Source organism: Rhodococcus oryzae (genome assembly GCF_005049235.1).
Lineage (GTDB): Bacteria > Actinomycetota > Actinomycetes > Mycobacteriales > Mycobacteriaceae > Rhodococcus_G > Rhodococcus_G oryzae.
The window spans coordinates 226,178-249,118 of record NZ_SUMD01000004.1; the positions used below are offsets into that span (position 1 = coordinate 226,178).

The following is a 22,941-nucleotide window of genomic DNA, read 5'->3' on the forward strand; positions in this document are numbered from 1 at the left end:
CACTCGGCGGATGCGCCGGCAGGTGCACACTCGGCTCAGTCCCGCTGCGGCAGGACCAACTGGGCGCCCGAGCGCGGATGCGCGATCACCTCGACGGGGTGGCCGTACACCCGGCTCAGCAGGTCCTCGGTGAGCACCTCGCGCGGGCTGCCGTACGCGGCGAGCGCGCCGGCCTCCAGGACGGCGACGGTGTCCGCATAGGCCGCTGCCAGCGCGAGGTCGTGCAGCACCACCACCACCGCGGTGCCCGCCCGGGCGCGCTCACGCACCAGGGACATCACCGCCTCCTGGTGGCCGAGGTCGAGCGCCGCGGTGGGCTCGTCCAGCAGCAGCGTCTCGGTGCGCTGGGCGAACACCCGGGCCAGGGCCACGCGCGAGCGTTCACCGCCCGAGAGTGCGGCGAACGGCCGTTCCGCGAACCTGGCGACGTCGCATGCCTCCATGGCCTCGCGCACCGCGTCCGCATCCTCGTCCCGGCAGGCGGTGCGTACCCACGGCGCCCGGCCCATCCGGACCACCTCGAGGGAGGTGAACGAGAACCCGACGGTGTGCTGCTGGGGGAGTACCGCGCGCCGCTGGGCCATGTCGGTGCCGGTCCAGCGGTCCAGCGGCCTGCCGTCGAGCTCGACGTGGCCCGCGGCGATGTCCTGATCGCCCGCCATCGCCGCCAGCAGCGTCGACTTGCCGGCGCCGTTCGGTCCGACGAGGGCGAGCACCTCGCCGACGCGCACGTCGAGCGAGACGGATTCCAGTACCCGGCGCTGCCCGCGGTCCACGCTCACGTCCACCGCGCGCATGCTCACCGCGCCCGGCTCCCGTCGCTCGGGGACCTCGAGCTCGCGCGCGAACAGGTTGCGCAGCTGCGCTGCCAGTGTCGCCATCAGGCCCACCCGCCCTGCTGGCGACGGGTCCGGCGCAGCAGCCAGAAGAAGAACGGGCCGCCGACCAGCGAGGTGAGCATGCCGAGCGGCAGGTCGGCGTTGGGCACCAGGGTGCGGGCGCCGAGGTCCGCGGCGAGCAGCAGGATCGCGCCGCCGAGCGCGCTGGCCGGGATCAGCAGGCGGTGGCCCGGCCCGACGATCATCCGCATCAGGTGCGGCACCACGAGGCCGACGAACAGGATGATTCCGGTGAACGCCACCGACGAGGCGACGAGCAGCGCGACGACAACGACCGCGAGCTGGCGTACCCGTTCGACGTTCACGCCGAGATGCGCGGCCGCGCTCTCGCCGAGGGCCAGCAGATCCAGCTTGGTCGCCATCGTCATGGTCACCGCGATGCCGACGGCCGCCATCGGCGCGACGATGGCCACCGAGTTCCAGGTGGCGCCATTGAGGCTGCCGAGCTGCCAGAACACGATCTGATCGCGGGCCGCGGGGGAGGCGGCGAACGTGAAGTATGCGATCAGGCCGCCCGCGAATGCGTTGATCGCGATACCGGTCAGGACCAGGGTGACCACCTCGGTGCGACCCTCGGACCGCGCCAACAGGTAGACCAGGGCCGTGGTGATGAGCCCCGCGAGGAAGGCGGCCGCCGCAACGGGCGGACCGGCGACGAACGCGCCGCCGGTGACGATCACGGCGCTCGCCCCCACCGCGGCGCCTGCGGAGACGCCGATGACCCCGGGCTCGGCGAGCGGGTTCGCGAACACGCCCTGGAGGAGCGCGCCCGCACAGGCGAGCCCGGCGCCGACCACGATCGCCAGCGCGACCCGCGGGAACCGGACCTGCCAGAGGGTGACCTCGCCGCTCGGGTGCGCGGGCATCGGGCCGAGGTCGAGACCGATGCGGTGCAAGACGCTGCCGATCACCTCCATCGGCGCCGTCGGCACCTGCCCCACGCAGGCGGAGACCAGCGCGAGCACGATGAGCGCGATGCTCAGGGCGGCCAGGACCGCCCCGCCGCGGAGCCGCCTGCGCGGCGGCGCGGCGGCGGGAGCGGCCGTCGTCGCGGTCACTGGGCGGGCGGGCCGTACACGGCCGTCGCCAGTGCCTTCAGGACGGCGCCGGTGCGCGGCCCGAAGCTGAGCAGGGCGCCGTCCTGCATGTCCACGATCCGCTGGTTACTGCCGGCGGGGGTCTGTGCGATGCCCGGGATCGCGGTCAGGCCCTCGACGCCGCCGATGGATTCGAGGCCGCCCGTCATCATCAGGAACACGTCCGGCGCCGCCGCGATCATCGCCTCGCTGGTGATCGGCGTGAAGTCCTTGGTGAGCCCGGCCGCGGTCCCCGCGTCGGTGGCTCCGAGTCCCTCGATCAGCGAGTCCGCACCCGACCCGGGGCCGGCGAGCATCGTGATCGCGGGGCCGCGCATGTAGAGGAATGCGATGGTCAGCGGGTCGGCGTTCGAGGGCACGAGGGCGGAGGCCTCGGCGATCTCGGCGGCGGTCCGCTCGCGCAACGCGGTGCCCTCGGCGGGAACGCCGAGCGCGTCGGCGACAGCCTGGATCTGGTCCGGCACGCTCGCCAGCGAGCGGCTGGGGTCGAAGTACACGACGGGGATGCCCGCCGCGCGCAACTGGTCCTGGACGGCCCGTGGCCCGATGCTGGAATCGGTGAGCACCACGGTGGGGTGCAGGTTCAGGATGGCCTCGGCGGACAGCTGGCGGCCGCTCGGGGTGACGTTCGGAACCGACTCCACGGCGGGGAACTTCGCCGCGATGTCCCGGCCGACGAGACGGTCACCGAAGCCGAGCGCGTAGACCGTCTCGGTGAGGGTGCCGTACTGATCCGCCGCGACGATCCGGCTGGTGTCGGTGATCGTCACGTCGACGCCGTCGGCGCTGCGGACGGTCACCGGCAGGTTCGAGACCGGGTGCTCCGCGATCTGCTCGGGGTCGAGGCTCTCGAGGGTGGCCGTGGTCCGGCCGGTCTGCGCGCCGGTCGGCGCGTCGCCGCCTGTCGCGCAGGCGGTGGTCATCGCCGCGGCGGCCAGCGCGATGGCCAGCAATCGCACGCCCCGAGCGCCGAGCAGTCGGCTCATTTGACGAGGTAGCTCTCGATCTCGGCCTCGAGGTCCGCGAACAGATCTCCGTTGAGACGGTAGGCCAGGATCACCTCGTCGATCAGGCGCTGCTGCTCGTCCGCGGACAGCGGTGCGGCGTCGAGCTTGCCCCGGTAGGCGTCCTTGTAGAGCTTGGGCTTCTCGATCTGGTCGAAGATGTAGAACCGCAGGCCGTCGGTGGTGTAGCCGTAGGCGCGCTCGAGCATCCGGCGGATGATCTGTCCGCCGGAGAGGTCGCCCATGTAGCGGATGTAGTGGTGCGCGACGAAGCCGGCGGGCCAGTCGAACGCGATCTCGTGGAGCCGGTCGACGTACCGGGTGGTGGCGGGCAACGGGGTGATCTCGTCGCGCCAGTTCGCGCCGAGCAGGAACTCCAGGTCGGCCTCGAGCGCCTCGGTGCGCAGGAGCTCGTCGCCGAGGAACTCCGCCACGATCGGGTTCGATGCCTGGGCGCGGCCCGCCTCCTCGAGCGCGAGGTAGACCAGGTAGGTCTGGCCGAGCAGGGCCGCATATCCGGCGCTGGTCAGCTTGCCCGCGAGGAGTTCTCCGACGAAGCGCGACTGCTCGGTCTGGCGGTGCGCAGCGTCGGTCTGCGTCCTGATCCGCTCGGCCAATCCGGTCGCATCATCCGCGGCGTCGACACCGGAATCGAGCATTGTCATCGTTACTCCTGTAACTCTTCGGAAGCGCAATTCATCCTAGGTTAGCCTGCCCTAGTAGATCGGGTGTCCAGGGCCGACCAGGAGGCCCATCGGTCCGGATCGATCGCGACCACCGGACCCCCTGGCGGAGACGCCGTGTACTGCACGTACTTCCGTACGAGCGCGTCGATGCCGATCCGGCTCTCCGTGTCGTCGTCGAGCACGCGCGCCGAGCCGTCGACCCGGATCCACCACAGTTGCGACCAGTCCTCGGCGTACTCGTCGACGAGCAGGCTGACCCGCCCGGTCGCGGTGATGTTGTCGAGCCGCCGCAGCCGCCGCGTCGACTTGGGCTTGTCGTCGACCGCCGTGTAGATCACCCCGCCCGCCATCGCGAAGACCACCGGCACCAGGTGCGGCAATCCGTCGGCGCCGACCGTGGCCAGCCTCGCGACCCGCGCGCGGTCGAACCGGCTGTGGAGCTCGGCCTGCGGTATCGACGGGGGCGGCACCCCTTCAGCGTAGGTCGCCTCCGCGCGGGAAGGGGTCGGTCAGGCGCTGACGTCGTCGAGGGCCGCCGCGATCGCCGCGGGCAGCTCCAGGTCCTCGGCCGCCAGCACGCCGGTGTGCTGGGCGTAGTCCCTTGCGCCGACGATGGCGCTCGCCACCCCTGGCCGGTCGCACACCCACGCAAGCGCCACGGCCAGCGGGGAGGCCCCGAGCCCGTCGGCCGCCGTGACGACGGCCTCGACGACCCGGGCGGTGTGGTCGGCGTTCAGGTATCCGACGACCAGGTCCGCGCCGGTCTCGGTGGCGCCCCGGGAGTCGGCGGGGATGCCGTCGCGGTACTTGCCGGTGAGCACGCCGCCCGCCAGCGGAACCGCGGCCAGCAGGCCGATGCCGTGGTGGTCCGCGGCCGGGATCAGTTCGTCCTCCACCCCGCGCGCGAGCAGCGAGTACTCGGCCTGGGTGGCGATGAGCTTGGTGCCCGCCGCCGCGGTGGCCAGCTGCCAGCCCAGGTGGCCGCGCGCCCCGACGTACCGGGCGCGCCCGGTCGCGACCGCGAACTCGAGCGCCGAGGCCACCTCCTCGACCGGGGTGAAGGGATCCCAGGTCGCAACCTGCCACAGGTCGAGGTGGTCGGTGCCCAGCTCCTTGAGTGTCGCGTCGAGCTGACCGATGAGCGCGCGGCGCGAGCAGTCCAGGCGTTCTCGTCCGGCGTGGATGCCCGCGCTGCTGCTCAGCACCAGCTGGTTGCGTGGAACCACGTCGTCGAGCAGCTCCGCCAGGATTCGCTGCGAAACGCCGTCGCCGTAGAACGGTGCCGAATCGACCAGGGTGCCACCGGATTCCGCGAAACCCATCAGCTGGGCCGCGGCCTCGACCCCATCCGTGTCCCGACCCCAGCCGAGCGTGCCGAGTCCGATGCGGGACACCCGGAGTCCGCTGTCGCCGACCGCGCGCTGCCTCATAATTCGATCACCACAAGAAGGGGAGCGTAGTGGTGCCGTGCGGCGCGCGCCCAGGGGCGCGCCGGGTACGGTCGCTCCCGTGAATCTTCTTTGCCGCGTTACCGTGTCCCCGGGAGTCCGCCTGTGATCGTGGAATCGATGACATGGCTGCAGGCCATCGTCCTCGGAGTGGTCCAGGGACTGACCGAGTTCCTGCCGATCTCCTCGTCCGGCCACCTTCGAATCGTGTCGGAACTGTTCTGGGACACCGACGCGGGCGCCTCGTTCACTGCGGTGACCCAACTGGGCACCGAGGCCGCGGTGCTCGTCTATTTCGCCAGGGACATCTGGCGGATCGCGATGGCCTGGTTCCGTGGTCTGTTCGACCCAGACAAGCGCGGCGATCACGACTACAAGATGGGCTGGTACGTCATCGTCGGCACCATCCCCGTCGGCATCCTCGGGTTCATCTTCAAGGACCAGGTCCGGACCGGCGCTCGTAACCTGTGGCTGGTCGCGAGCATGCTCATCGTCTTCGCACTGGTGATCGCCGCGGCGGAGTACTACGGGCGCAAGCGCAGGCCGATCGAACAGCTCACGCTCAAGGACGGCGTGATCATGGGCTCGGCTCAGGCGTTGGCCCTGATCCCAGGTGTGTCACGGTCCGGCGGCACCATCAGCGCAGGCCTGTTCCTCGGTCTCACCCGTGAGGCCGCCGCCCGCTACTCGTTCCTGTTGGCGATCCCCGCGGTCACCGCGGCCGGATTGTTCAGCCTCCCCGACGCATTCGCGCCCGCGGGCGAGGGGCTCAACGCCAGCGGGGCCCAGCTGATCGTGGCGACCCTCATCGCCTTCGTGATCGGGTACGTCACCATCGCGTGGTTGCTGCGGTTCGTGGTCGACCACTCGATGTACTGGTTCGTGGGCTACCGGATCATCCTGGGTCTGCTGGTGTTCGGGTTGCTGGGCACGGGCGTGATCTCCGCGACCTAGGCTGGGTCCATGACAGTGATCCTGCTGCGGCACGGGCGGTCGACGTCCAACACCTCGGGCATGCTCGCCGGCCGGTCGCCGGGCGTCGATCTCGACGATCGGGGCCGGGAGCAGTCCCGCGCGGTGGTTGATCGGCTCGCGGACGTGCCGCTGGCCGCGATCGTGCGCTCCCCGCTGCTGCGCTGCGAACGGACCGTCGAGCCGCTGGCGCGGGACCGGGACCTGGACCCGATCGCCGACGAGCGGTTGATCGAGGTGGACTACGGCACGTGGACCGGACAGGCGATCAAGGACCTGTTGGAGGAGCCGCTGTGGAAGGTGGTGCAGCAGCACCCATCCGCCGCGGTGTTCCCCGACGGCGAGGGCCTGGCGCAGGTGCAGGCCAGGGCGGTCGCCGCGATCAGGGCGCACGACGCCAGGCTCGCCGAGGAACACGGCGGGGACGTGCTCTGGTTGGCCTGTACGCACGGCGACGTGATCAAGTCGGTGCTCGCCGATGCGCTCGGCACCCATCTGGACGGGTTCCAGCGGATAGTCGCCGATCCGGCCTCGGTGAGCGTGGTGCGCTATACCGCGACCCGACCGTTCGTGCTGCGGATGAACGACACCGGTGACCTGTCGGGACTCAACGGCAGCGCTCCCGCCAAGCCCGCTGGTGTCGGATCGTCGGATGCCGTTCCCGGCGGCGAGGTGGGAAGGTAGGGGTAGGCGGATAATCACAGATAGCGACCACTCGACCAGACGGAGGTGCTGATGTCCCGAGCAATACACGTTTTCCGCACCCCTGATCGATTCATCGCCGGCACCGTCGGCGAGCCTGGTGACCGTGCCTTCTATCTCCAGGCGATCCACGAGTCCCGCGTGATCAGCGTGTTGCTGGAGAAGCAGCAGGTGCAGGTGCTGGCCGACCGGATGGGGCTGCTGCTCGACGAGGTCCACCGCCGGTTCGGCACGGCTGTGCCGCCGCAGGACGTCGAGCTCGATGACCTCAGCCCGTTGATGACGCCGATCGACGCCGAGTTCCGGGTGGGCACGATGGGCCTCGGCTGGGACGCGGATGCCGGCTCGGTGGTCGTCGAGTTGCTGGCGGTCAGCGAGTCGGAGTTCGACGAGTCCGTGGTTCTCGACGACGCCGAGGACGGGCCGGACGCCGTCCGGGTCTTCCTGACGCCCGAGCAGGCCAGGGCGTTCGCGCTGCGGTCCGTGCGGGTGATCGCGGCAGGGCGCGCGCCGTGCCCGCTGTGCGGCGAGCCGCTGGCCCCGGAGGGGCATGTCTGCATCCGCACCAACGGCTACCGCCGCGGCGCGAACTTCGAGCGCATCGACGAAGTACCCGAAGAGGAATAGCCGTTGACCGCCGACCACGTCGTGGACGAGGAGTCCGAGTTGCTGCACACCGGCGAACTGTCAGTGCTGGGTCGGATCGTCAGTGCCAGCAACGCCACACTGGTCTGTGAGGCCACGACGAACGGGCAGAGCGTCCGCTGCGTCTACAAGCCGATCCGCGGTGAGCGCCCGCTGTGGGACTTTCCGGACGGCACCCTCGCCGGCCGCGAGGTCGCGTCTTACCTGATCTCCGAGGCGCTCGGGTGGGGCGTGATCCCGGAGACGATCCTGCGGGACGGGCCGTACGGCCCCGGCATGGTGCAGCGCTGGGTGGAGACCCCGGAACCGACCGGCGAGTTGGGTGAGCGGATGGCGCTGGTCGACATCTGCCCGCCGGATCAGGTGCCTGCAGGCTGGTTCGAGGTGCTCCTCGCGTACGACGGCGATGGCGAGCAGGTTGCACTGGTCCACGCCGACGACCCCCGTCTGCAGCGGATGGCCGTGCTCGACGTCCTGCTCAACAACGCGGACCGCAAGGGCGGTCATGCACTGGAGGGCATCGACGGTTCGGTGTACGGCGTCGACCACGGCATCTGCCTGCACAGCGAGGACAAGCTGCGCACCGTGTTGTGGGGTTGGGCCGGTCAGCCGGTGCTCGGCGGGCTGCTCGTCGACGTCGAGGCCCTCGCGGAGCGCCTGCGGGGCCCGCTGGCCGACCGACTGCGCGAACACATCACCGGCGACGAGGTGGACGCGCTGGTGGCGCGGACCGAGGGCATGCTGGCTGACCCGGTGATGCCGCTGCCAGGAGACCACCGGCCGATCCCGTGGCCCGCGTTCTAGCGGGAACGCGTTCCGGTCGACTTCTGACCCTCCGATAGGCTCGTCCGTATGCAGTCCTGGTCCGACACAGCCGTTCCCTCCGTTCCCGGTCAGGGGCCGCCGCTGCGGCTCTTCGACACCGCGGACCGCCAGGTTCGGCCCGTCACCCCGGGCGAGACCGCCACCATGTACGTGTGCGGGATCACCCCCTACGACGCCACGCACCTCGGGCACGCGGCCACATACCTGACGTTCGACCTCGTCAATCGCCTCTGGCGCGACGCTGGGCACGACGTGCACTACGTGCAGAACGTGACCGACGTCGACGACCCGCTCTTCGAGCGCGCCGCCCGTGACGGCGAGGACTGGGTGGTGCTCGGCATGCGGGAGACGGCGCTGTTCCGCGAGGACATGGAGGCGCTGCGGGTGCTGCCGCCCCGCGACTACATCGGCGCCGTGGAATCGGTGAACGAGGTCGTCGAGATGGTGGAGAAGCTGCTCGCCGCAGGCGCCGCGTACGTGGTCGACGACGAGGAGTACCCCGACGTCTACTTCCGGGCGAATGCCACCGAGCAGTTCGGCTACGAGTCCGGGTACGACCGCGACACCATGGAGCGGTTCTTCGCCGAGCGCGGGGGAGATCCCGAACGGGCCGGGAAGCAAGACCGGCTCGATGCGCTGGTCTGGCGCGCCGAGCGACCGGGCGAGCCGTCCTGGCCCTCGCCGTTCGGTGCGGGCAGGCCGGGGTGGCACATCGAGTGCTCCGCGATCGCGCTGAACCGGATCGGCTCGGGCTTCGATCTTCAGGGTGGCGGCAGCGATCTGATCTTCCCGCACCACGAGTTCTCGGCCGCGCACGCCGAATCCCTTGTGCTGGACCGTCGATTCGCGCGGCACTACGTGCACACCGGGATGATCGGTCTCGACGGCGAGAAGATGTCGAAGAGCCGCGGCAATCTGGTGTTCGTGTCGAAGCTGCGCGGCGAGGGCGTCGATCCGATGGCGATCCGGCTGGGCTTGCTGTCCGGGCACTACCGCATCGACCGGGCCTGGACGGGCGACGTGCTCGCCGAGGCCGAGGAGCGCCTGGCGCTGTGGCGTCGCGCCGCCGCGCTGGGGTCGGCGCAGTCCGCGGACGACACCGTCGCCCGGCTGCGCCAGCACCTGGCGGACGACCTGGACACCCCGAAGGCGATCGACGCCGTGGACGCCTGGGCCCGGTGGGCCGTGGACCACGGCGGCTCGGACGCGTCGGCGCCAGGGACGCTCGCGGACGCCGTCGACGGACTGCTCGGGGTCTCGCTGCGCTGACCGGCGCCCCCCGTGCCGTCGGCTAGGGTCGGCGTCATGGGGGAACAACGAGATCGAATGCTGCGCGGCGAGCTCTATCGGGACGACGACGCCGACCTGGTCGCCGAGCGGAAGTCCTGCCAGCGCCTGCTCGACCAGTTCAATGCCACTGGGGCCGACGAGGATTCGCTGCGGCACGGTGTTTTGAAGCGACTCCTCGGCTCGATCGGCGAGGGGTCCTGGATCATGCCGCGATTCCAGTGCGACTACGGATCGCTGATCACGATCGGTTCGAACAGCTTCCTGAACTACGACGCGATCCTGATGGACTGCGCGCCGATCACGATCGGGAACGACGTCTCGATCGGCCCGCGTGCCCAGCTGCTCACCGCGCTGCATCCGATGGAGGACCACGAGGCGCGGCGGCAGCGGTGGGAGTCGGCGGCGCCCGTCGTGATCGGCGACAACGTGTGGCTGGGCGGGGGAGTGATCGTCTGTCCCGGCGTGACCATCGGGGACGACGTCGTGATCGGCGCGGGCTCCGTGGTGACGAAGGACGTGCCGCCGCGGGTGTTCGCGGCCGGCAACCCGTGCCGGGTGATCCGGGAACTGTCCTAGCCGTTGGGGATTCGCGGCGCATCCTTCCCTGCGCGGTGGCGCTGGATCGCCTTGTCGGCGACTTCGGCGCCGCGACTGGTGAAGTCGAAGGATCCGCCGTCGATGCCCCAGGAGACCACCCGTTCGGGGTGAATTCGGATGACCGCGCGTTCCTGGGGTCGGAACGGTGGCTCCTCGTCGTCGAGCGCCTCGGCCCTGCCGCGTACCTCGATGCCGCGAATCACGTATGGATCCAATGAAACCTGTTGGTCGATGACGAACGACACCCGGCTGCCCGCCTCGACATTGCGATACTTTCGACTGGCAAGCATCCGCATTCCCCCGATGTCAATCGTGCCGTCGGCGTTCACCCGATAGTTGGTCGGGTTGTTCTGCACAACACCGTCGGGCGACACCGTGGCCAGCCGCCCGATCCCGGCCTCCGCGAGGAACTGCTGTTCATCGATGGTGAAGGTCATGTCGGTTACTCCTCGGTGAATTCGATATCAGGTGTGCCCCCGGCGATCAGCCGGAAGTTGTTGGATGCGGAAAGCTCTCAGGGCTCGAGCACGTAGCGACCGCGCGTCCCGCCCTTGGCCATGGCCCGGTGGGCGTCCGCGGCCTGGGCCAACGGCATGACCTCATGCACTCGAGTCGGCAACCCGCCGGACGCGGCGCGAGCCAGCAGCTGCCCCAATCGAGGACCGTCCGACTGCGCCATCAGTACGTTCACCGTGATCCCTCGCTCGGCTGCGGGCACGATATTGGGCCGGACGCCGACGAAGGCCCCGCCGTCGCGGACCGGGGTCAGGCCCCACGCCTGCTGCGACGTGGTGTCGACGACCGCGTCCCAGCCCGGCTCGGCCTCGGTGACGAAGTCGGCGCCGAGACCGCGGACGAACTGCTCGTCCCCGGCTCGGGCCAGACCGGTCACCTGCCAGCCTCGATCGGGTGCGAGCGCGGCCACGTTGGCCCCGATCGCACCGGCCACTCCGGTCACCAGCAACCGGTTGCCTTCGGCAGGCGCGTCGCCGAGTAGATCGACGATCTGCGCCGCACTCAAACCGCTGAGCGGCACCGTCGATGCCGCGACCAGGTCGAGCCCGTCGGGCACCACGGCGAGCTCGGCGGCGGGCACGACGAGTTGTTCTGCGTAGGTGCCGAAGTCGCGGTCGAAACCGAGAACGACACCGGCAACCCGAGTCCCGACGGCCAGGTCGACGCCCGGGCCGGCAGCGAGCACGGTGCCCGCGAAGTCCCAGCCCAGGCCGGTGCGCTCGGGTTGGTTGATCATGCCCATCTGGTGGAAGAAACCGCCCACGACCCCGAGGTCGGTGGGGTTGACCGGCGCTGCTGCGACCGCGACCCGGACCTCGCCGGGACCGGGCTCGGTGGTGGGGACGTCGATGATCTCGATCGAGTCGGGTCCGCTCGGTGTGCGGACGACGGCGGCCCGGAAGGTGGGTGTGCTCATTGTTTCGCTCCTCAATCAGTTCGGTTTTGATGAGGTCGAGACTGCTCCCGGGGGTTTGGAAGGCACTTGGAGCCGACTTGGAACGCTGGACGTGGCGGGCTGAGGCACCCGACGCCGGTCTTGCTTTCAGCGTCGCTGCGGAGGCGAAACATGCACGCCGAGAACACGATCAGCGCGGGTTCGGGCGTCGGCGGACCAGTGGGGGGCGTTCCACCGATCGGCGATGACAGCCGCCAGGGCGAAGTGGGCGGCGGCCTCGTCGTCGCGGCCAAGGAGGAGAGCGAGTTCGCCGAGCGTGTGGGCGACCGGGCGCACGGCCAGCGACAGGCTCGCTGCGCCCGCCGGCGGACCGTCGCGGAGCGGAAGCAGGTCCGCGTAGATCTGCTCGGCAGCATCGCGGTCGTTCAAGGCGACGACCGCCATCGCGCGCAGGCTCGTCAGGAAGCTGAAGAAGAAGTCGGGCCGGATCGGGCTCGGTGAGGTGCGGGCCCGGCGGGCCTCGTCGCTGCGGCCGGCGGCGTGCAGGGCGAGCGTGAGCAGGTCGGCGACCATCGGGCCGAGCGCCTCGTGAAGAGACCGCACGTCGTCCAAGTGGTCGCCGAGCGTGCCGTCGTTGAGCCAGGTCACCGCCAGCGTGAGGCGGAGGAAGCCAGCGGCGTGCACCGATCCGGCGCGTTCCAGGCGTTCGGTGGCCTCTACGTAGAGGCGCTCGGCGTCGGCGAACCGTCCCTCGATGAGTACCAGCGATGCCAGCGCGATCTCGGCGGCACCGGCCGCCTCCGGCATTCGGTAGGTGCGGGCGAGGTCGAGCACCTCCCCGATCAGGCGGCGCATGGTCGCCGGGTCGTTGGCCGCTGCGGCGTTCGCGGCCAGGTTGAGCAGCCCGGTCATGCGGTAGACCGGCAGGTCGTGCTCGACCCCGATCTCCACCAGCTCACGGGAGTACTCCTCCCGCCCGGACTCGCGCCCGAGGACCAGCAGCGCCGCGGCCCGGAGAACGGGATCGGTGGCCAGATCGAGCGCTTCGCGCGCGGCCGCCATAACTGTCGGATCGCCCTCGCCCACCAGCTCGTGGGTGTACGCGATGAGGAGGTGGGACCGCACGTCGGGGGCAAGACCGGTCCGCGCGAGCAAACGGCTGAGGCGGTCGACGATGGGACGGTCGACCGTGCCGTAGGTGCGGGCCTGCCAGGGGGTGGGCTCGGTCCAGGCGGTGAACGCGGCGATCATCAGGTCCTCGCGCCCGACGGACTCGGCGTACTGCACGGCCTGCTCACGCGTGTCCCTGGCCGCAGCGACGTCCCCTGCCCTGACCTGTGCGCGCAGCAGCCTGCCGAGCAGGTCGATGTGCTCGTCCGGGTCGCCGGCATTGGTGACGGCGTCCGTGAGGAGCGCGGCCGCCACGTCGTGGGCATAGCGCGCCTCGGCCAGTTCGGCGGCCCGCACGCAATAACCGACGGCCTTCGGTGATCCCGCCCGCGCGTAATGGTGGGCGAGGGCCGTGACGTCGCCGGAGCCCTCCAGGGCCGCGGCGATCCGGGCGTGCATCCTGGTGATCCGCACCCGGCTGACATCGGTGACCAGCGTGTCCCTGACCAGTGCGTGAACGAACCGGACACGCCCGGGTCCTGGCTCGTCGAGCAACCCGGCGATGACGCCCGCGTCCAGCGCGTCCAGCACGCCGTCCTCGTCGGTGTCGGCGGCCTGCACGAGCACCTCCACCGAGCTTTCCCGGCCGGCCACAGCCGCCAGCCGCAGGACGGATACGCCGCTCTCGGGCAGCCTTGCGAACCGGCGCCGCAGCACATCCCGTACGCCCTCCGGGACCTCGGAGAGCGCGATCAGGGCGCCCTCACTGCCCAGCAGCCGCGTGCTCTCCCGCACGTAGAACGGGTTGCCGCCGGTCCGCTCGGCGATTCCGGCCACGGTCGCGTCGTCGGCCTGGCACTCGGCGCGGACGAGCTCCGCGACGGCGTTGCCATTCAATCCGGGCAGGTCCAGCCGGAGGGGTGCGGTGCGGGCGAGGGACCCGAGTGTTGTGGTGAGGCGCTCGCTTTCGTCTGCGCGGTAGGCCGCGACGACCAGGATCGGGGCCCGCGCGTCGACGCCGCCGCCGAGCAGCTCCAGCGTGGCCGCGTCGGCCCAGTGCAGGTCGTCCAGGACGACGGCTACCGGACGGTCGGCGGCGGCCGCCGAGAGCCGGGCCCACAAGGCCTGCCGCAGCCGGAACCGCCCGGCCGCGGCGTCACCGTTCACCTGCGCGGAGTCCGAGAGCAAGGGTTCCAGGTCGTTGGCGAACTCGCCTACGGGAACGCTCACGGCGACCGTCCGCAGGACCTCGACCCATGCCCACGCGGGTGGCGCGCTGTCCACATCGGGGCAGCGTCCGGTGGCCACGAGCCACCCGTCCTGCGCGAGCCGCGCTCCGAGATGCTCGAGCAGCGTCGACTTGCCGAGCCCTGCCTCCCCGGTGACGAGCGCGACGCGCGCCCCATCGGAGATGGCCTCCTCAGCGGCCGTCACCAGCGCCGAAAGCTCGTCTGACCGGCCCACGAACGTTGTCTCGCCTGGCTCGCTGCTCGGCGGCGGCGGGGTGACCTGGGACCGGGGTGCGTCTACACGGGGCGCGGGGACGGCCGCGCGGAGGACATCCGTGCGTTGGGTGAGGATCGCCTCTTCCAGGGTCACCAGGTCAGGGCCGGGGTCGAGGCCCAGCTCGTCGGCGAAGGTGGCGCGGGCGCGGCGGAGCACTGCCAGGGCGTCGGCCTGGCGACCGCTGCTCCACAGCGCGAGGGCGTGCAAGCGCCAGCCCTCCTCGCGCAGGGGATCGTCGCGAGTGAGGCTCTCCGCATCGGGTACCACCGTCGCGGGGTGGCCGAGCCGCAGTCCCACCGCGATGTGCAGCTCGCGTGCGACCAGACGCAACTCGTTGAGCCGGACGGTCTCCGCGACAGCCCACGGCTCGTCGGCGACCTCTGCGAACGCAGGTCCCCGCCACAGCGCGAGCGCCTCGTCCAGCCGGACGCGAGCATCACGGGGATCGGCGAGCGTGCGGGCCTGGTCGAGCAGCTGCTCGAAGCGCCATGCGTCCACCGCCTCCTGCGGCAGCCGCAATGCGTAGCCGGGCGACGCGCTCACCAGCAGGCGGGCCGGGGTCCGTGGCGGGCGGGCGGGCTCCAGCAGGCGACGCAGGTTGGACACATACGCCTGCAACGACGCCAGCGCGCGCGAGGGCGCTTCGCCGCGCCACAGGTCCTCGATCATCCGGTCGACAGGCACGACTTGTCCGCGCGCGGCCACCAGCAGGGCCAGTACGCCGCGCTGCCGCGGTCCGCCGAGGGGCAGGGGTTCACCGCCTGCCTCGGCTGCGAACGAGCCCAATACCCGTATCAAGACCATGACGTGCACATCGTACGCGCGGCCACGTCAAGTTTTCCAAGTCGGCTCCAAGCGCGTTCCAAACCCCCAGGAGCAATGTCGAGACATCGAAAACCGTTGAAAGGCAGGAACAGATGAGCGTCAACACACAGGACATGGAGATCGTCCACCGCGCCTTCCGCCGCGAGTCGCGGTTGCTGATGGAGCTCGTCGCGGCGGTCGCTCCCGGTGGCACCGCGCGCGCGACGGTGATCGCCGATCACTTCCGCGACTACCGGCTGGGCTTGAAGAACCACCACGAGGGCGAGGACGAGTTGCTGTGGCCACTGCTGTTGTCCCGGGTCGATCTGGAGGCGGACATCATCTTGCGCATGCAGGCCCAGCATGAGCGCGTCGAATCCACGTTGACCAGACTGGATGTCGCGATCCCGGTGTGGGAGGCCAGTGCCGGAGCCGACGAGCGCGACACCCTCGTAGCGGCCTTGGCCGAGCACCGGGCCGTCCTGCTCGAACACCTCGACGACGAGGAGGCGACCCTCCTTCCCCTCGCGGCCGAGCACATCACCGAAAAGGAATGGGCCGCCCTGGGCGACCACATGGTGGCCAGCACGCCAAAGCTCACCCTGCTCACGCTCTTCGGGCTCGTCCTGGAGGACGCGAATCCCGCCGAACGCGCCACGCTGCTCGGCGGTCTCCCCGCACCGATACGCGGCATCTGGCACGCCATCGGCCGCCCCCGCTACGCCCGCCACATTCGCCGCGTCCGCGCGGCCCGACCCTGACCCTGCCCCGCCCTTCCTGCGTGAGGTCACTCACACCGGCGCGAACTCCAGGCCGCCCTCCGCCGCGGCGAGGACCCGGCGGCGCAGCGGCGAGCCGAGCGCGGTCGCCAGATCGCTGCCGTCGTGCTCGGCCAGCAGTTCCCCGTCCGTCCAGACCAGCAGGGCGGCGCTCACGGACTGCTCCGCGGTCGAATGCGCCAGGTCGTAGTGCGCGCACCCCGGCACGCCCGCGTACGTCACCCACAGGTCGTATCCGGTCATGAACAGGTCCAGGTCGAATTGCACACTCAGTCCGAGCAATTCGCTGCGGCCGTTGTCGTCGACACCGGCGAAGGCCTCGTCGAGGCCGAGCAGTCGAGGCGAGTGCGGGTCCGCCGAGGACAGCATCACGTGCGCGGCCGCGAACAGCGGCAGGTGCAGCGATACCGACTGCTCGCCGCCCGAGAGGGCGCCGTGCCGGGCCACGGTCAGCCGATCCTCGCTGCCGTCGCCGCCGATCAGGGTGAAGGAGAAGACCCGCCAGCGGCGGTAGTCCAGGGCCGTCGCCAGGATCTCGGGGTACGACCGCTCCGGGTGCGCCGCCCGGGACAACCGGATCTGTGTCGCGAAATGCGCTCGCATGGCGGCCAGTTCGTCGGCTCCGAGCGCGGAGGCATCGCGGTCGAGCAGCTTCGAGATCGCCCGCGAGCTCTCGTCGAGGTTGTCGGCCAGCACCCAGTGCACGCCGATGGTGTTGCCCGAGGACATCCGACGCTCGCGCATCTCGGTGCCCATCTGCGCGATGAGTACCCGCGCGTCGGCCGTGCGCTCGTGGATCTGCTGCGCCAGACCCGTCAGCAGCGCGTCCTCGAGGATCCGGCGCTCGGACTCGGTGAGCAGATGTTCCTGATCCTGGCGGGCGACGGCGATGCGTCCCGCGAACTCGCCGATGGAGGAGTGGCCCTGCTCATCCTGCACCCGCACGGTGGTGAGCCCGTCCGGGGCGTCCCACTGCAGCCGGTAGTCCTGGCCCGCCGCCGCGAGCTGGGCATCGAAGTCCTGCAGGGCGGTGGTCAGCGCGGTCCTGGTGGACTTGCGTGCCCCGTCGCTCACCCGCACGGACTCCGTCGCCTCCGTCAACGCACGATGGAGTGCTTCCACCTCGTCGGGGAGCACCGACGCGCCTGCCCCGTCCTCGTTCTGGATCCGGTAGACGATCTGATCGGCGGTCAACCATGCCGCCGCGCTCGCGGGCCAGGAGTGGTTCTCGGTGATCCCCAACAGCTCGAGCAGGTCGCGGCGGGCGTACGGCGCCAATCGGTCCGCGTCGGTCCTGGCCTCGGTGAGTGCGCTGCGCAGCGCCTCGATCGCGGCGCTGTGGGCGCCCTCCGCCTTGCCGATCTGCTCGACCGCGGACTCGTTGGCCTTGCGGGCCGCCCGTTGCTCCGACTTGAGATCCTCGATCCGGGCGCGGACCTTCTCCAGGTCCGCGTCGATCTGCTCGGCGCTCGCACCGAGATTCTCGCGCAGCATCGCCAACCGCTGCACCTGCTGTGCGTAGTTCTCCTCGGCGATCGCCGATTCCTCGGCGAACTCCTCGGCGATCGCGCGCGCCTCGCTGTGCCGGTCGTCCGATTCGCGGTGGTGCTCGACCTCCTTGTCGTGCTCGCGCCTGCAGCGCTGCACCAGGTCGCCCTGCTTCTCGAAGTGCCGGATCGCCGCTGCGAGCGAGTCCAGTTCCCGGCCCGCATTCGGGGTCCGGTGCGCGACCGCGGCCGCGCGCAGTTGCTTCTCCTTCGCGCCCAGGTCAGCGATTGCCTGGTCCAGCTCGCGCTGGGTGGTGGCGGCCGATTCCGAGCGGGTGCGCAGTGCGCCCGCCGCCTCGGTGACCGACTTGAGCGCCGTGAGCACCGGCGTGGTGCGGGGCAGGCCCTTCGACGCGGTCGCGAGCCTTCCGGCCAGCTCGCCCGCCTCGGCTTGCGCGGCAAGGGCTTCGGTGCGGGATCGCTCGGCCTCCTCGATGGCCTGGTCCAGCTCGGCCAGCCGCAGCTCCCGTCGCCTGGCTCGCGCGGTGGTGCCGATGTACTCGGCGTCGGGCTTGCTGTGGCTACCCTGCTGCACGCCCTGCCAGAAGCGTCCGTCGCCCCCGACGCCGACCACGGCGTCCGGTTCGGTGGGCTCGGTGTGCAGTGCGATCGAGGACAGGACGGCCAGCACCCTCGCCTCGGGCACCCCGGTGTCGGCCTCGACGGTCAGCACGTCGGCGAGCGTCGGGCCGTCGGGCCGGTCCGACTCGGGCAACGCCACCAGGTACTGCTCCGAATCGGCTGCCGGGGCGGGCTCCTCGTCGCCGTAGACCCACCCGTCGAGCAGATTCGAGGCCTGCAGCGCGGATTCGACGCCCGCGGCCATCTCCCGGCTCACCCCGTCGGCGAAGCGAACCAGGCGCCAGAGCGGAGCGCCCGCCAGACCCTCGCGAGAGCCGGACCTGGCCGCGAACGGTGGTGGGGCATCATCGGTTTCCGCGGAGATCCGGTTCCGGTCGGCGGACAGTTCGGTGACGCCCGCGGCCGACTGGCCGGCCAGGAGCTCGGCCTGGGCCCGGGTGGCCCGCACAGTGTCGAGCCCGGCCTCGGTGTGCTCGGCGAGCACCGTTGCCAGACTCGGTGATTCGTCGTCGCCAACGCCTGCCAGGGCGGAGTTGAGCGCGTCGAACAGGGTGTCGTCCACCCCGATGGATGCGAACAGGGCGGAATGGTCCGTCCACCAGGACCGCAGCGCTGCTGCACATTCGGCGCGGGCGAGTTCCGTGGACGCCTCGGCCTCCGCGACGGCAGCCCTGGCCGTCTCGAGCAACTCGCTGCCGCGGGCGGCGGCCCGGTCGGCGCGGGTCCGCTCGGTCCCGGCCTTCTCCACGGTGGTGAGCGCGGCCCGCACCGCGCGCACATCGCCGTCGCGCTCCTCGGCGTGACCACGCAGCGCGGCCGAGAACTGGTCGGGGCGCGAGGTCGCGGGCAACGGCGTCCAGGCGATCCCGGCGTCCTCGGCCGCAGTCTGCAGTTCGTCCTCGGCCCGGGTCAGCGCCGCCACCGCGCGGGCCACCTCGCTCGCGGACCTCGCGGCCTCGTCGGCGCGCTGTTCGAGACCGGCCTGTGCCTTGTGGGCCTTGTCGAGCTGCTGCTCGGTCGAGACCTTGAGCTGCGCGACCACGGCGGCCAGGTCGTCGAGCTGCTGCTTGCCCTCGTACGCGCCGGACCGCTGCAGCGTCTCGAGGTCGGTTCGACCCTGTTCGAGCGCGCGCTCGGCGGTGTCGAATCGTTCCTCGGCGGCGACCCGCTCCTCCTGGCGGCGGGTCCGCAGTTCCGCGGCCTCGGCCAACGCGACGATGCCCTGGTCGACGGACTCGAGCCGCCGGGACACCTGCTCGACGTCCGCGCGGGCCTGTTGGCGGAGGTACTTGGTGTACACCCCGACGAAGCCCTGCGCGGCCTGATCGGCGGCGGCCAGGCCCTCGAGCGCACGCCCGACCTCCTCCATGTCGCTGAACGAGCGGGCGGCCTCGAGCACCAGCTGCTCGTCGAGCGGGCGCAGGCCGTCCGTCAGTGCCTGGGAGAGGCCCTTCGGGTCGAGGTTCTTCGCCAGCTGCGGTCGGCGCAGGGTGAGGATCAGGTTGATCAGCTGGTCGTAGCGTTCGGCGCCGAGGCCGAAGAGCCGGGCATCGATCGCGGCCCGGTAGTCGGTGGGCCGGTCGGTGATCGCGTCGGTGCCGATCTGGTCGGCGAGCTGCCGCTTGGTCAGCGGGCGGTCGTCGTCGCCGAGCAGGGAGAAATCGACGCCAACCCGCCCGTCCGCGACGAAGTGCCATCGGGTGACCTTGTCGTTCTGCCGGGTGGCGCGCATCCCGATGCCGACGGTGACCGCCTCGGGGTCCGCCTGGGATCCGCGGGCGAACTCCATCCAGACGTAGGAATGCGCGCTGTCCTGGCCGCGGTAGAGCAGGTTCGACTTCATGGTGCGCTCTTCGCCCGCGAACGGGTTCAGCCGCCGCGGTTCGATGCGGCCGTCGAGCACGAACGGGAAGAGCACCTCGAGGGCCTTGGTCTTGCCGGAGCCGTTGGGCCCGCGCAGCACCAGGCGGCCGTCGGCGAAGGAGAACTCCTGGTCGCGGTAGTCCCAGAGGTTGATGATCCCGGCCCGGGTCGGGCGAAAGCGCGCGCTTGCCATGCGAATTCTGCCTCTACTTCTCTACTGGTTCGGACGGGGCTGCGAGTTCGGCATCGTCGGTGAACAATTCGGGCTGGCTGGCCCGGTCGCGGACGTTCACGACGACGCCGCGATAGCGGGCCAGCGCGGGCAGCACGAGCACGCCGCCCTCGGTGCGCCGGAGCAATCGCTGCTTGTCCAGCAGCGCGACGGCCTGCTCGCGCAGTCCGTCGTGGTCGGCCTGCCATTGCGCCGCGAAGGTCCGGCCGTACCGTCGCACCAGCTCCGCCACCGCGGCCGCGATCCAGGCGTCGTCGATGAGCGGGAACAGCGCGGGCTCGGGGCCGGACCCGGGATCCGGTGCCGGGTCGTCGGACGGCTCCTCGGCCAGACCCTGGAACACGCCTGCCGCCGGGATGGCGCCGTCGAGCGCGTCGATCAGGGCGGCGGTGCGGGACTGCGGGGCCGGAACCCGGACGAGTTCGCTCGCGTCCGGGTCCAGCACCCGGTCCGCTATCTCGCCCGCCAGCAGCAGGGCCACCTGGGCGACGGTGCCCGTGCTCGGGAAGCGCAGGTCGGACATCCGGCCGGACGTGTCGATCAGCGCGATGCCCTCGGCCCGTCGCTCTGCAGCCAGGCCGGTCAGGACCTCGACGTCCGCCGCCGTCCGCGGCAGCGCCAGCTGGAGGCGTTCGTCGTCGTCGAGCTCGTCCGCGTAGACCACCGGGCGTTCCACCAGCGCCCGGCGTACCCGCCTCGCGGTCTCCCTCGGGTCCGTTGGCCGGTCGGGCACGAGCCCGTCCTCATCAGCCGGCTGCACCTCCGGTCCCGCCAGCAGGCCCCTGATCGAGGTCAGGTGCTGGAGGGCGCGTGGCGGCCGGAAGAGCGCGACCACGACGGAGCGGTCGATGTCGTACAGCGCCTCGCCCGCGCTGGGGTTGGCCGCCCAACCGCCCGCGTCGCCGTCCGCGAGGGCGATGGCGCCCCTGGCCGCCAGCCAGCCGACCGCGTCGACGAACGCGTCCCGGTCGGCCGCCCGCTCGGTGGACAGTTCCACGCCGTCGATCTGGGTGGCGTCGGCCGCGACGTGATCCGCCAGCTCCGAGAGGGTGATCTGGTTCCCGGCGCGTCCGAGTGCCGCGAGACACAGCGCCAGGTAGGCGTAGCGGTGCCGGTCGAAGGTGCGGTCGGTGCCGGTCCTGGCCGCCGCCGTGGGGTCCAGCCGGTCGGTCACGGTGAACAGCCGTGCCGTCGTCTCGGTGACCTCGAGCCGGTAACCGAACAGTTCGAGGAGGTCCTCGCGGAGCTCGGTGGCCCACCTGCGCAGCAGCGGCAGCGCGATCCGATCCGGATATGTCTGTGTGACAAGGTGATTGGAGAGGATGATCCGTGCCGCGCGCTGGTAGGAGTCCAGGGCCAACGACGGGATCTCGCGCGCCCTCACTGCACGCTCACCTGCAGCCGGTCGAGGTGCAGCCTGCCGCGGGCGGTCTGGACCGTCGTCGACTCATCGTGCGGGCGCAGCGTCAACCGGACCCCGTTCTCGGCGCCGGTCGAGCTGCCGACCCGACCGCTCACCGGCACCCGCGCGGTCAGCGCGGCGTTGAGCAGGCTCAGCAGCACCTCGGTCTCCTGCTCGTCGAGGACCCGGTCGTAGACGCCGCCGGTGGCCAGCGACTTCGCCGCTGTGGCGCGGGCCCGCTGCGCCGCGAGCTGACCCTCGCGCAGCCGGCGGATGCTGGCGTCGTTGCGTTGCACCCGGCCGGGCAGGCCGGGGGACGGGGTGCGGCCGGTCTCGGCGAGGGTGCGCGAGATCTCCACCGGCGGGGCCTCCCACCAGGACCGCGACTCGGGGATGATGTCGGCGTCGGGGTGCAGCATCGACAGGTGCCTCGGCCTGCCGAGGTCGAAAACGGCCTGGTACAGCGCGTGCGCGGCGTCCTCGGTCGGGGTCGCCGCGAACCAGCCGGCCAGGTGCCGTAGCTGGCTCTCCCGGCTCACGCCCCCCTTGCGCGTCTCGGTGACGCGGCGCAGCAGCGAGAGCACCGCGGCGATGGCGCTCATGGTGCCCTCCCGCAGCCGGTCCGATTCGCTGACGCCGCCGTCGGCGACGAACCAGTGCTTGAGCCCCGACCACCGGGACCGCCAGTCGTCTTCGCGTTCGTGCAGGGGCAGCAGCACCCGCTCGTCGCTGGCCGCGGCCCTGGCCACCAGGCGGTCGATCCCGGTCTCCTCGACGGCCGCGATGGCCCCCGCGAGCTTGGGTGCATACCGGGCCAGATCCGAGCTGAACTCGCGCATGTGGGTCAGCAGCGCGTCCTTGTGCGCGAGGAACGACTCGGGGGTGATTTCGGTGGTGCGCACCAGGTCGCCGAGGGTGAGGTAGAACTGGGCCGCCCTGGACGCCATGTCCGACAGCGTGGAATCGAGCCTGCTGAGTTTGCGGTAGATCAGGTCGCCGTCGGCGGCCCGGTTCGCCTCGGCGAGTTCCCGCATGTCCGCCAGCAGGTCGGGCAGCGCGAGTCGGGAGAGCGAGGCGTCCTCGAGCCGGGCCCCGAGCACGTCCTCGACCGCCCGGAAGGCCTGGTAGCCGGCCTGGCTGAACTGGTACACGAAGTGCCGGTTGCGGTACTCGGCGAGGGTGGCCGCCCGGCTGCCGTCGTAGCTGCGTTCGAGCACACCCCACAGGTGCAGCTGCTCGAGCAGCGGCGTGATCTCGACCCCGGTCAGCCGGCCGGCCTGGTCGTCGCCCGCGATCCGGCCGAGGATCTCGGCGATCTCGCCCGCGTGCAGCAGCACCACGTAATTCGCCCTTGCGTGATCGAACGCCCGCAGCACCCACAGGTACTCGCCGCGCTTCTCCGCGCTGGTGAAGGCGAACAGCCGCAGCCGGTCATCGCGCGGGCCCGCGGCGGGCGTTCCGGAATCACTCATCGTGAACAGGGTAGGGGACCGGACGGCACCTAGCGGGCGTTGGGATCGGCGTTTCACGGCCGACCACC

General features: G+C 71.1%; 19 protein-coding genes. 7 read left to right on the plus strand and 12 right to left on the minus strand.

The window, feature by feature from the left end; all coding sequences use genetic code 11:
* Positions 1–35 precede the first annotated feature (35 nt).
* Genes FCG67_RS10170 through FCG67_RS10195 form a run of 6 tightly spaced genes read right to left on the minus strand, consistent with a single transcriptional unit; the run spans position 36 to position 5,116 of the window.
* Positions 36–881, minus strand: a complete 846-nt coding sequence (locus tag FCG67_RS10170; RefSeq protein WP_136909453.1) for a heme ABC transporter ATP-binding protein — start codon at positions 879–881, stop codon at positions 36–38.
* Positions 881–1,957: a FecCD family ABC transporter permease gene (locus tag FCG67_RS10175; protein WP_136909455.1), complete on the minus strand. Its 1,077-nt coding sequence runs from the start codon at positions 1,955–1,957 to the stop codon at positions 881–883. Before FCG67_RS10175 ends, FCG67_RS10170 begins: the two co-directional genes overlap by 1 nt.
* A complete protein-coding gene (locus tag FCG67_RS10180) occupies positions 1,954–2,919 on the minus strand; it encodes a heme/hemin ABC transporter substrate-binding protein (RefSeq protein WP_136909908.1) in 966 nt (321 codons plus the stop codon). Before FCG67_RS10180 ends, FCG67_RS10175 begins: the two co-directional genes overlap by 4 nt.
* 59 nt (positions 2,920–2,978) lie before the next feature.
* Positions 2,979–3,665, minus strand: a complete 687-nt coding sequence (locus tag FCG67_RS10185; protein ID WP_136909457.1) for a biliverdin-producing heme oxygenase — start codon at positions 3,663–3,665, stop codon at positions 2,979–2,981.
* A gap of 41 nt (positions 3,666–3,706) precedes the next feature.
* A complete protein-coding gene (locus tag FCG67_RS10190; RefSeq protein WP_246044984.1) occupies positions 3,707–4,156 on the minus strand; it encodes a TIGR03668 family PPOX class F420-dependent oxidoreductase in 450 nt (149 codons plus the stop codon).
* A gap of 39 nt (positions 4,157–4,195) precedes the next feature.
* Positions 4,196–5,116: an aldo/keto reductase gene (locus tag FCG67_RS10195; RefSeq protein ID WP_136909459.1), complete on the minus strand. Its 921-nt coding sequence runs from the start codon at positions 5,114–5,116 to the stop codon at positions 4,196–4,198.
* Positions 5,117–5,242: 126 nt separating this feature from the next.
* Here FCG67_RS10195 and FCG67_RS10200 point away from each other — a divergent pair, with 126 nt between their 5' ends.
* From FCG67_RS10200 to FCG67_RS10225, 6 genes are read left to right on the plus strand one after another with little or no spacing between them, the layout of a single operon-like run.
* Positions 5,243–6,088: an undecaprenyl-diphosphate phosphatase gene (locus FCG67_RS10200; protein WP_211243173.1), complete on the plus strand. Its 846-nt coding sequence runs from the start codon at positions 5,243–5,245 to the stop codon at positions 6,086–6,088.
* Between the two features lie 9 nt (positions 6,089–6,097).
* A complete protein-coding gene (locus FCG67_RS10205; protein ID WP_136909463.1) occupies positions 6,098–6,790 on the plus strand; it encodes a histidine phosphatase family protein in 693 nt (230 codons plus the stop codon).
* Positions 6,791–6,841: 51 nt separating this feature from the next.
* Entirely contained in the window at positions 6,842–7,435 is a 594-nt protein-coding gene (locus tag FCG67_RS10210) for a DUF3090 domain-containing protein (protein WP_136909465.1), read from the plus strand.
* Positions 7,436–7,438: 3 nt separating this feature from the next.
* On the plus strand, positions 7,439–8,257 hold the full coding sequence (locus FCG67_RS10215) for an SCO1664 family protein (RefSeq protein WP_136909467.1): 819 nt from the start codon (positions 7,439–7,441) through the stop codon (positions 8,255–8,257).
* 48 nt (positions 8,258–8,305) lie between these two features.
* On the plus strand, positions 8,306–9,547 hold the full coding sequence (gene mshC / locus FCG67_RS10220; RefSeq protein ID WP_136909469.1) for a cysteine--1-D-myo-inosityl 2-amino-2-deoxy-alpha-D-glucopyranoside ligase: 1,242 nt from the start codon (positions 8,306–8,308) through the stop codon (positions 9,545–9,547).
* Between the two features lie 36 nt (positions 9,548–9,583).
* Positions 9,584–10,144, plus strand: coding sequence for a sugar O-acetyltransferase (locus FCG67_RS10225; protein ID WP_136909471.1), 561 nt, complete (start codon positions 9,584–9,586; stop codon positions 10,142–10,144).
* Here FCG67_RS10225 and FCG67_RS10230 read toward each other — a convergent pair.
* From FCG67_RS10230 to FCG67_RS10240, 3 genes are all read right to left on the minus strand, one after another.
* Positions 10,141–10,602 (minus strand): PPOX class F420-dependent oxidoreductase, encoded by a 462-nt coding sequence (locus FCG67_RS10230; protein ID WP_136909473.1) that lies wholly within the window; start codon positions 10,600–10,602, stop codon positions 10,141–10,143. The genes FCG67_RS10225 and FCG67_RS10230 overlap by 4 nt on opposite strands.
* A gap of 77 nt (positions 10,603–10,679) precedes the next feature.
* Positions 10,680–11,597 carry an NADP-dependent oxidoreductase gene (locus tag FCG67_RS10235; RefSeq protein ID WP_136909475.1) on the minus strand — a complete coding sequence of 306 codons (918 nt, stop codon included), beginning with the start codon at positions 11,595–11,597 and terminating at the stop codon, positions 10,680–10,682.
* 126 nt (positions 11,598–11,723) lie between these two features.
* The gene (locus FCG67_RS10240; protein ID WP_136909477.1) at positions 11,724–14,996 is read right to left on the minus strand and encodes an ATP-binding protein; all 3,273 of its coding nucleotides are present in this window, start codon (positions 14,994–14,996) and stop codon (positions 11,724–11,726) included.
* A gap of 113 nt (positions 14,997–15,109) precedes the next feature.
* Between FCG67_RS10240 and FCG67_RS10245 the strand changes: the two genes are divergently transcribed.
* Entirely contained in the window at positions 15,110–15,757 is a 648-nt protein-coding gene (locus tag FCG67_RS10245) for a hemerythrin domain-containing protein (RefSeq protein ID WP_136909479.1), read from the plus strand.
* Between the two features lie 30 nt (positions 15,758–15,787).
* Here FCG67_RS10245 and FCG67_RS10250 read toward each other — a convergent pair whose 3' ends face one another.
* The 3 genes from FCG67_RS10250 to FCG67_RS10260 are packed head-to-tail and all read right to left on the minus strand — an operon-like array spanning position 15,788 to position 22,873.
* A complete protein-coding gene (locus tag FCG67_RS10250; RefSeq protein WP_136909481.1) occupies positions 15,788–19,960 on the minus strand; it encodes a TIGR02680 family protein in 4,173 nt (1,390 codons plus the stop codon).
* A 13-nt stretch (positions 19,961–19,973) separates the two neighbouring features.
* Positions 19,974–21,383, minus strand: a complete 1,410-nt coding sequence (locus FCG67_RS10255) for a DUF2398 family protein (protein WP_136909483.1) — start codon at positions 21,381–21,383, stop codon at positions 19,974–19,976.
* Positions 21,380–22,873, minus strand: a complete 1,494-nt coding sequence (locus FCG67_RS10260) for a TIGR02677 family protein (RefSeq protein WP_136909485.1) — start codon at positions 22,871–22,873, stop codon at positions 21,380–21,382. Before FCG67_RS10260 ends, FCG67_RS10255 begins: the two co-directional genes overlap by 4 nt.
* Between the last annotated feature and the right edge of the window lie 68 nt (positions 22,874–22,941).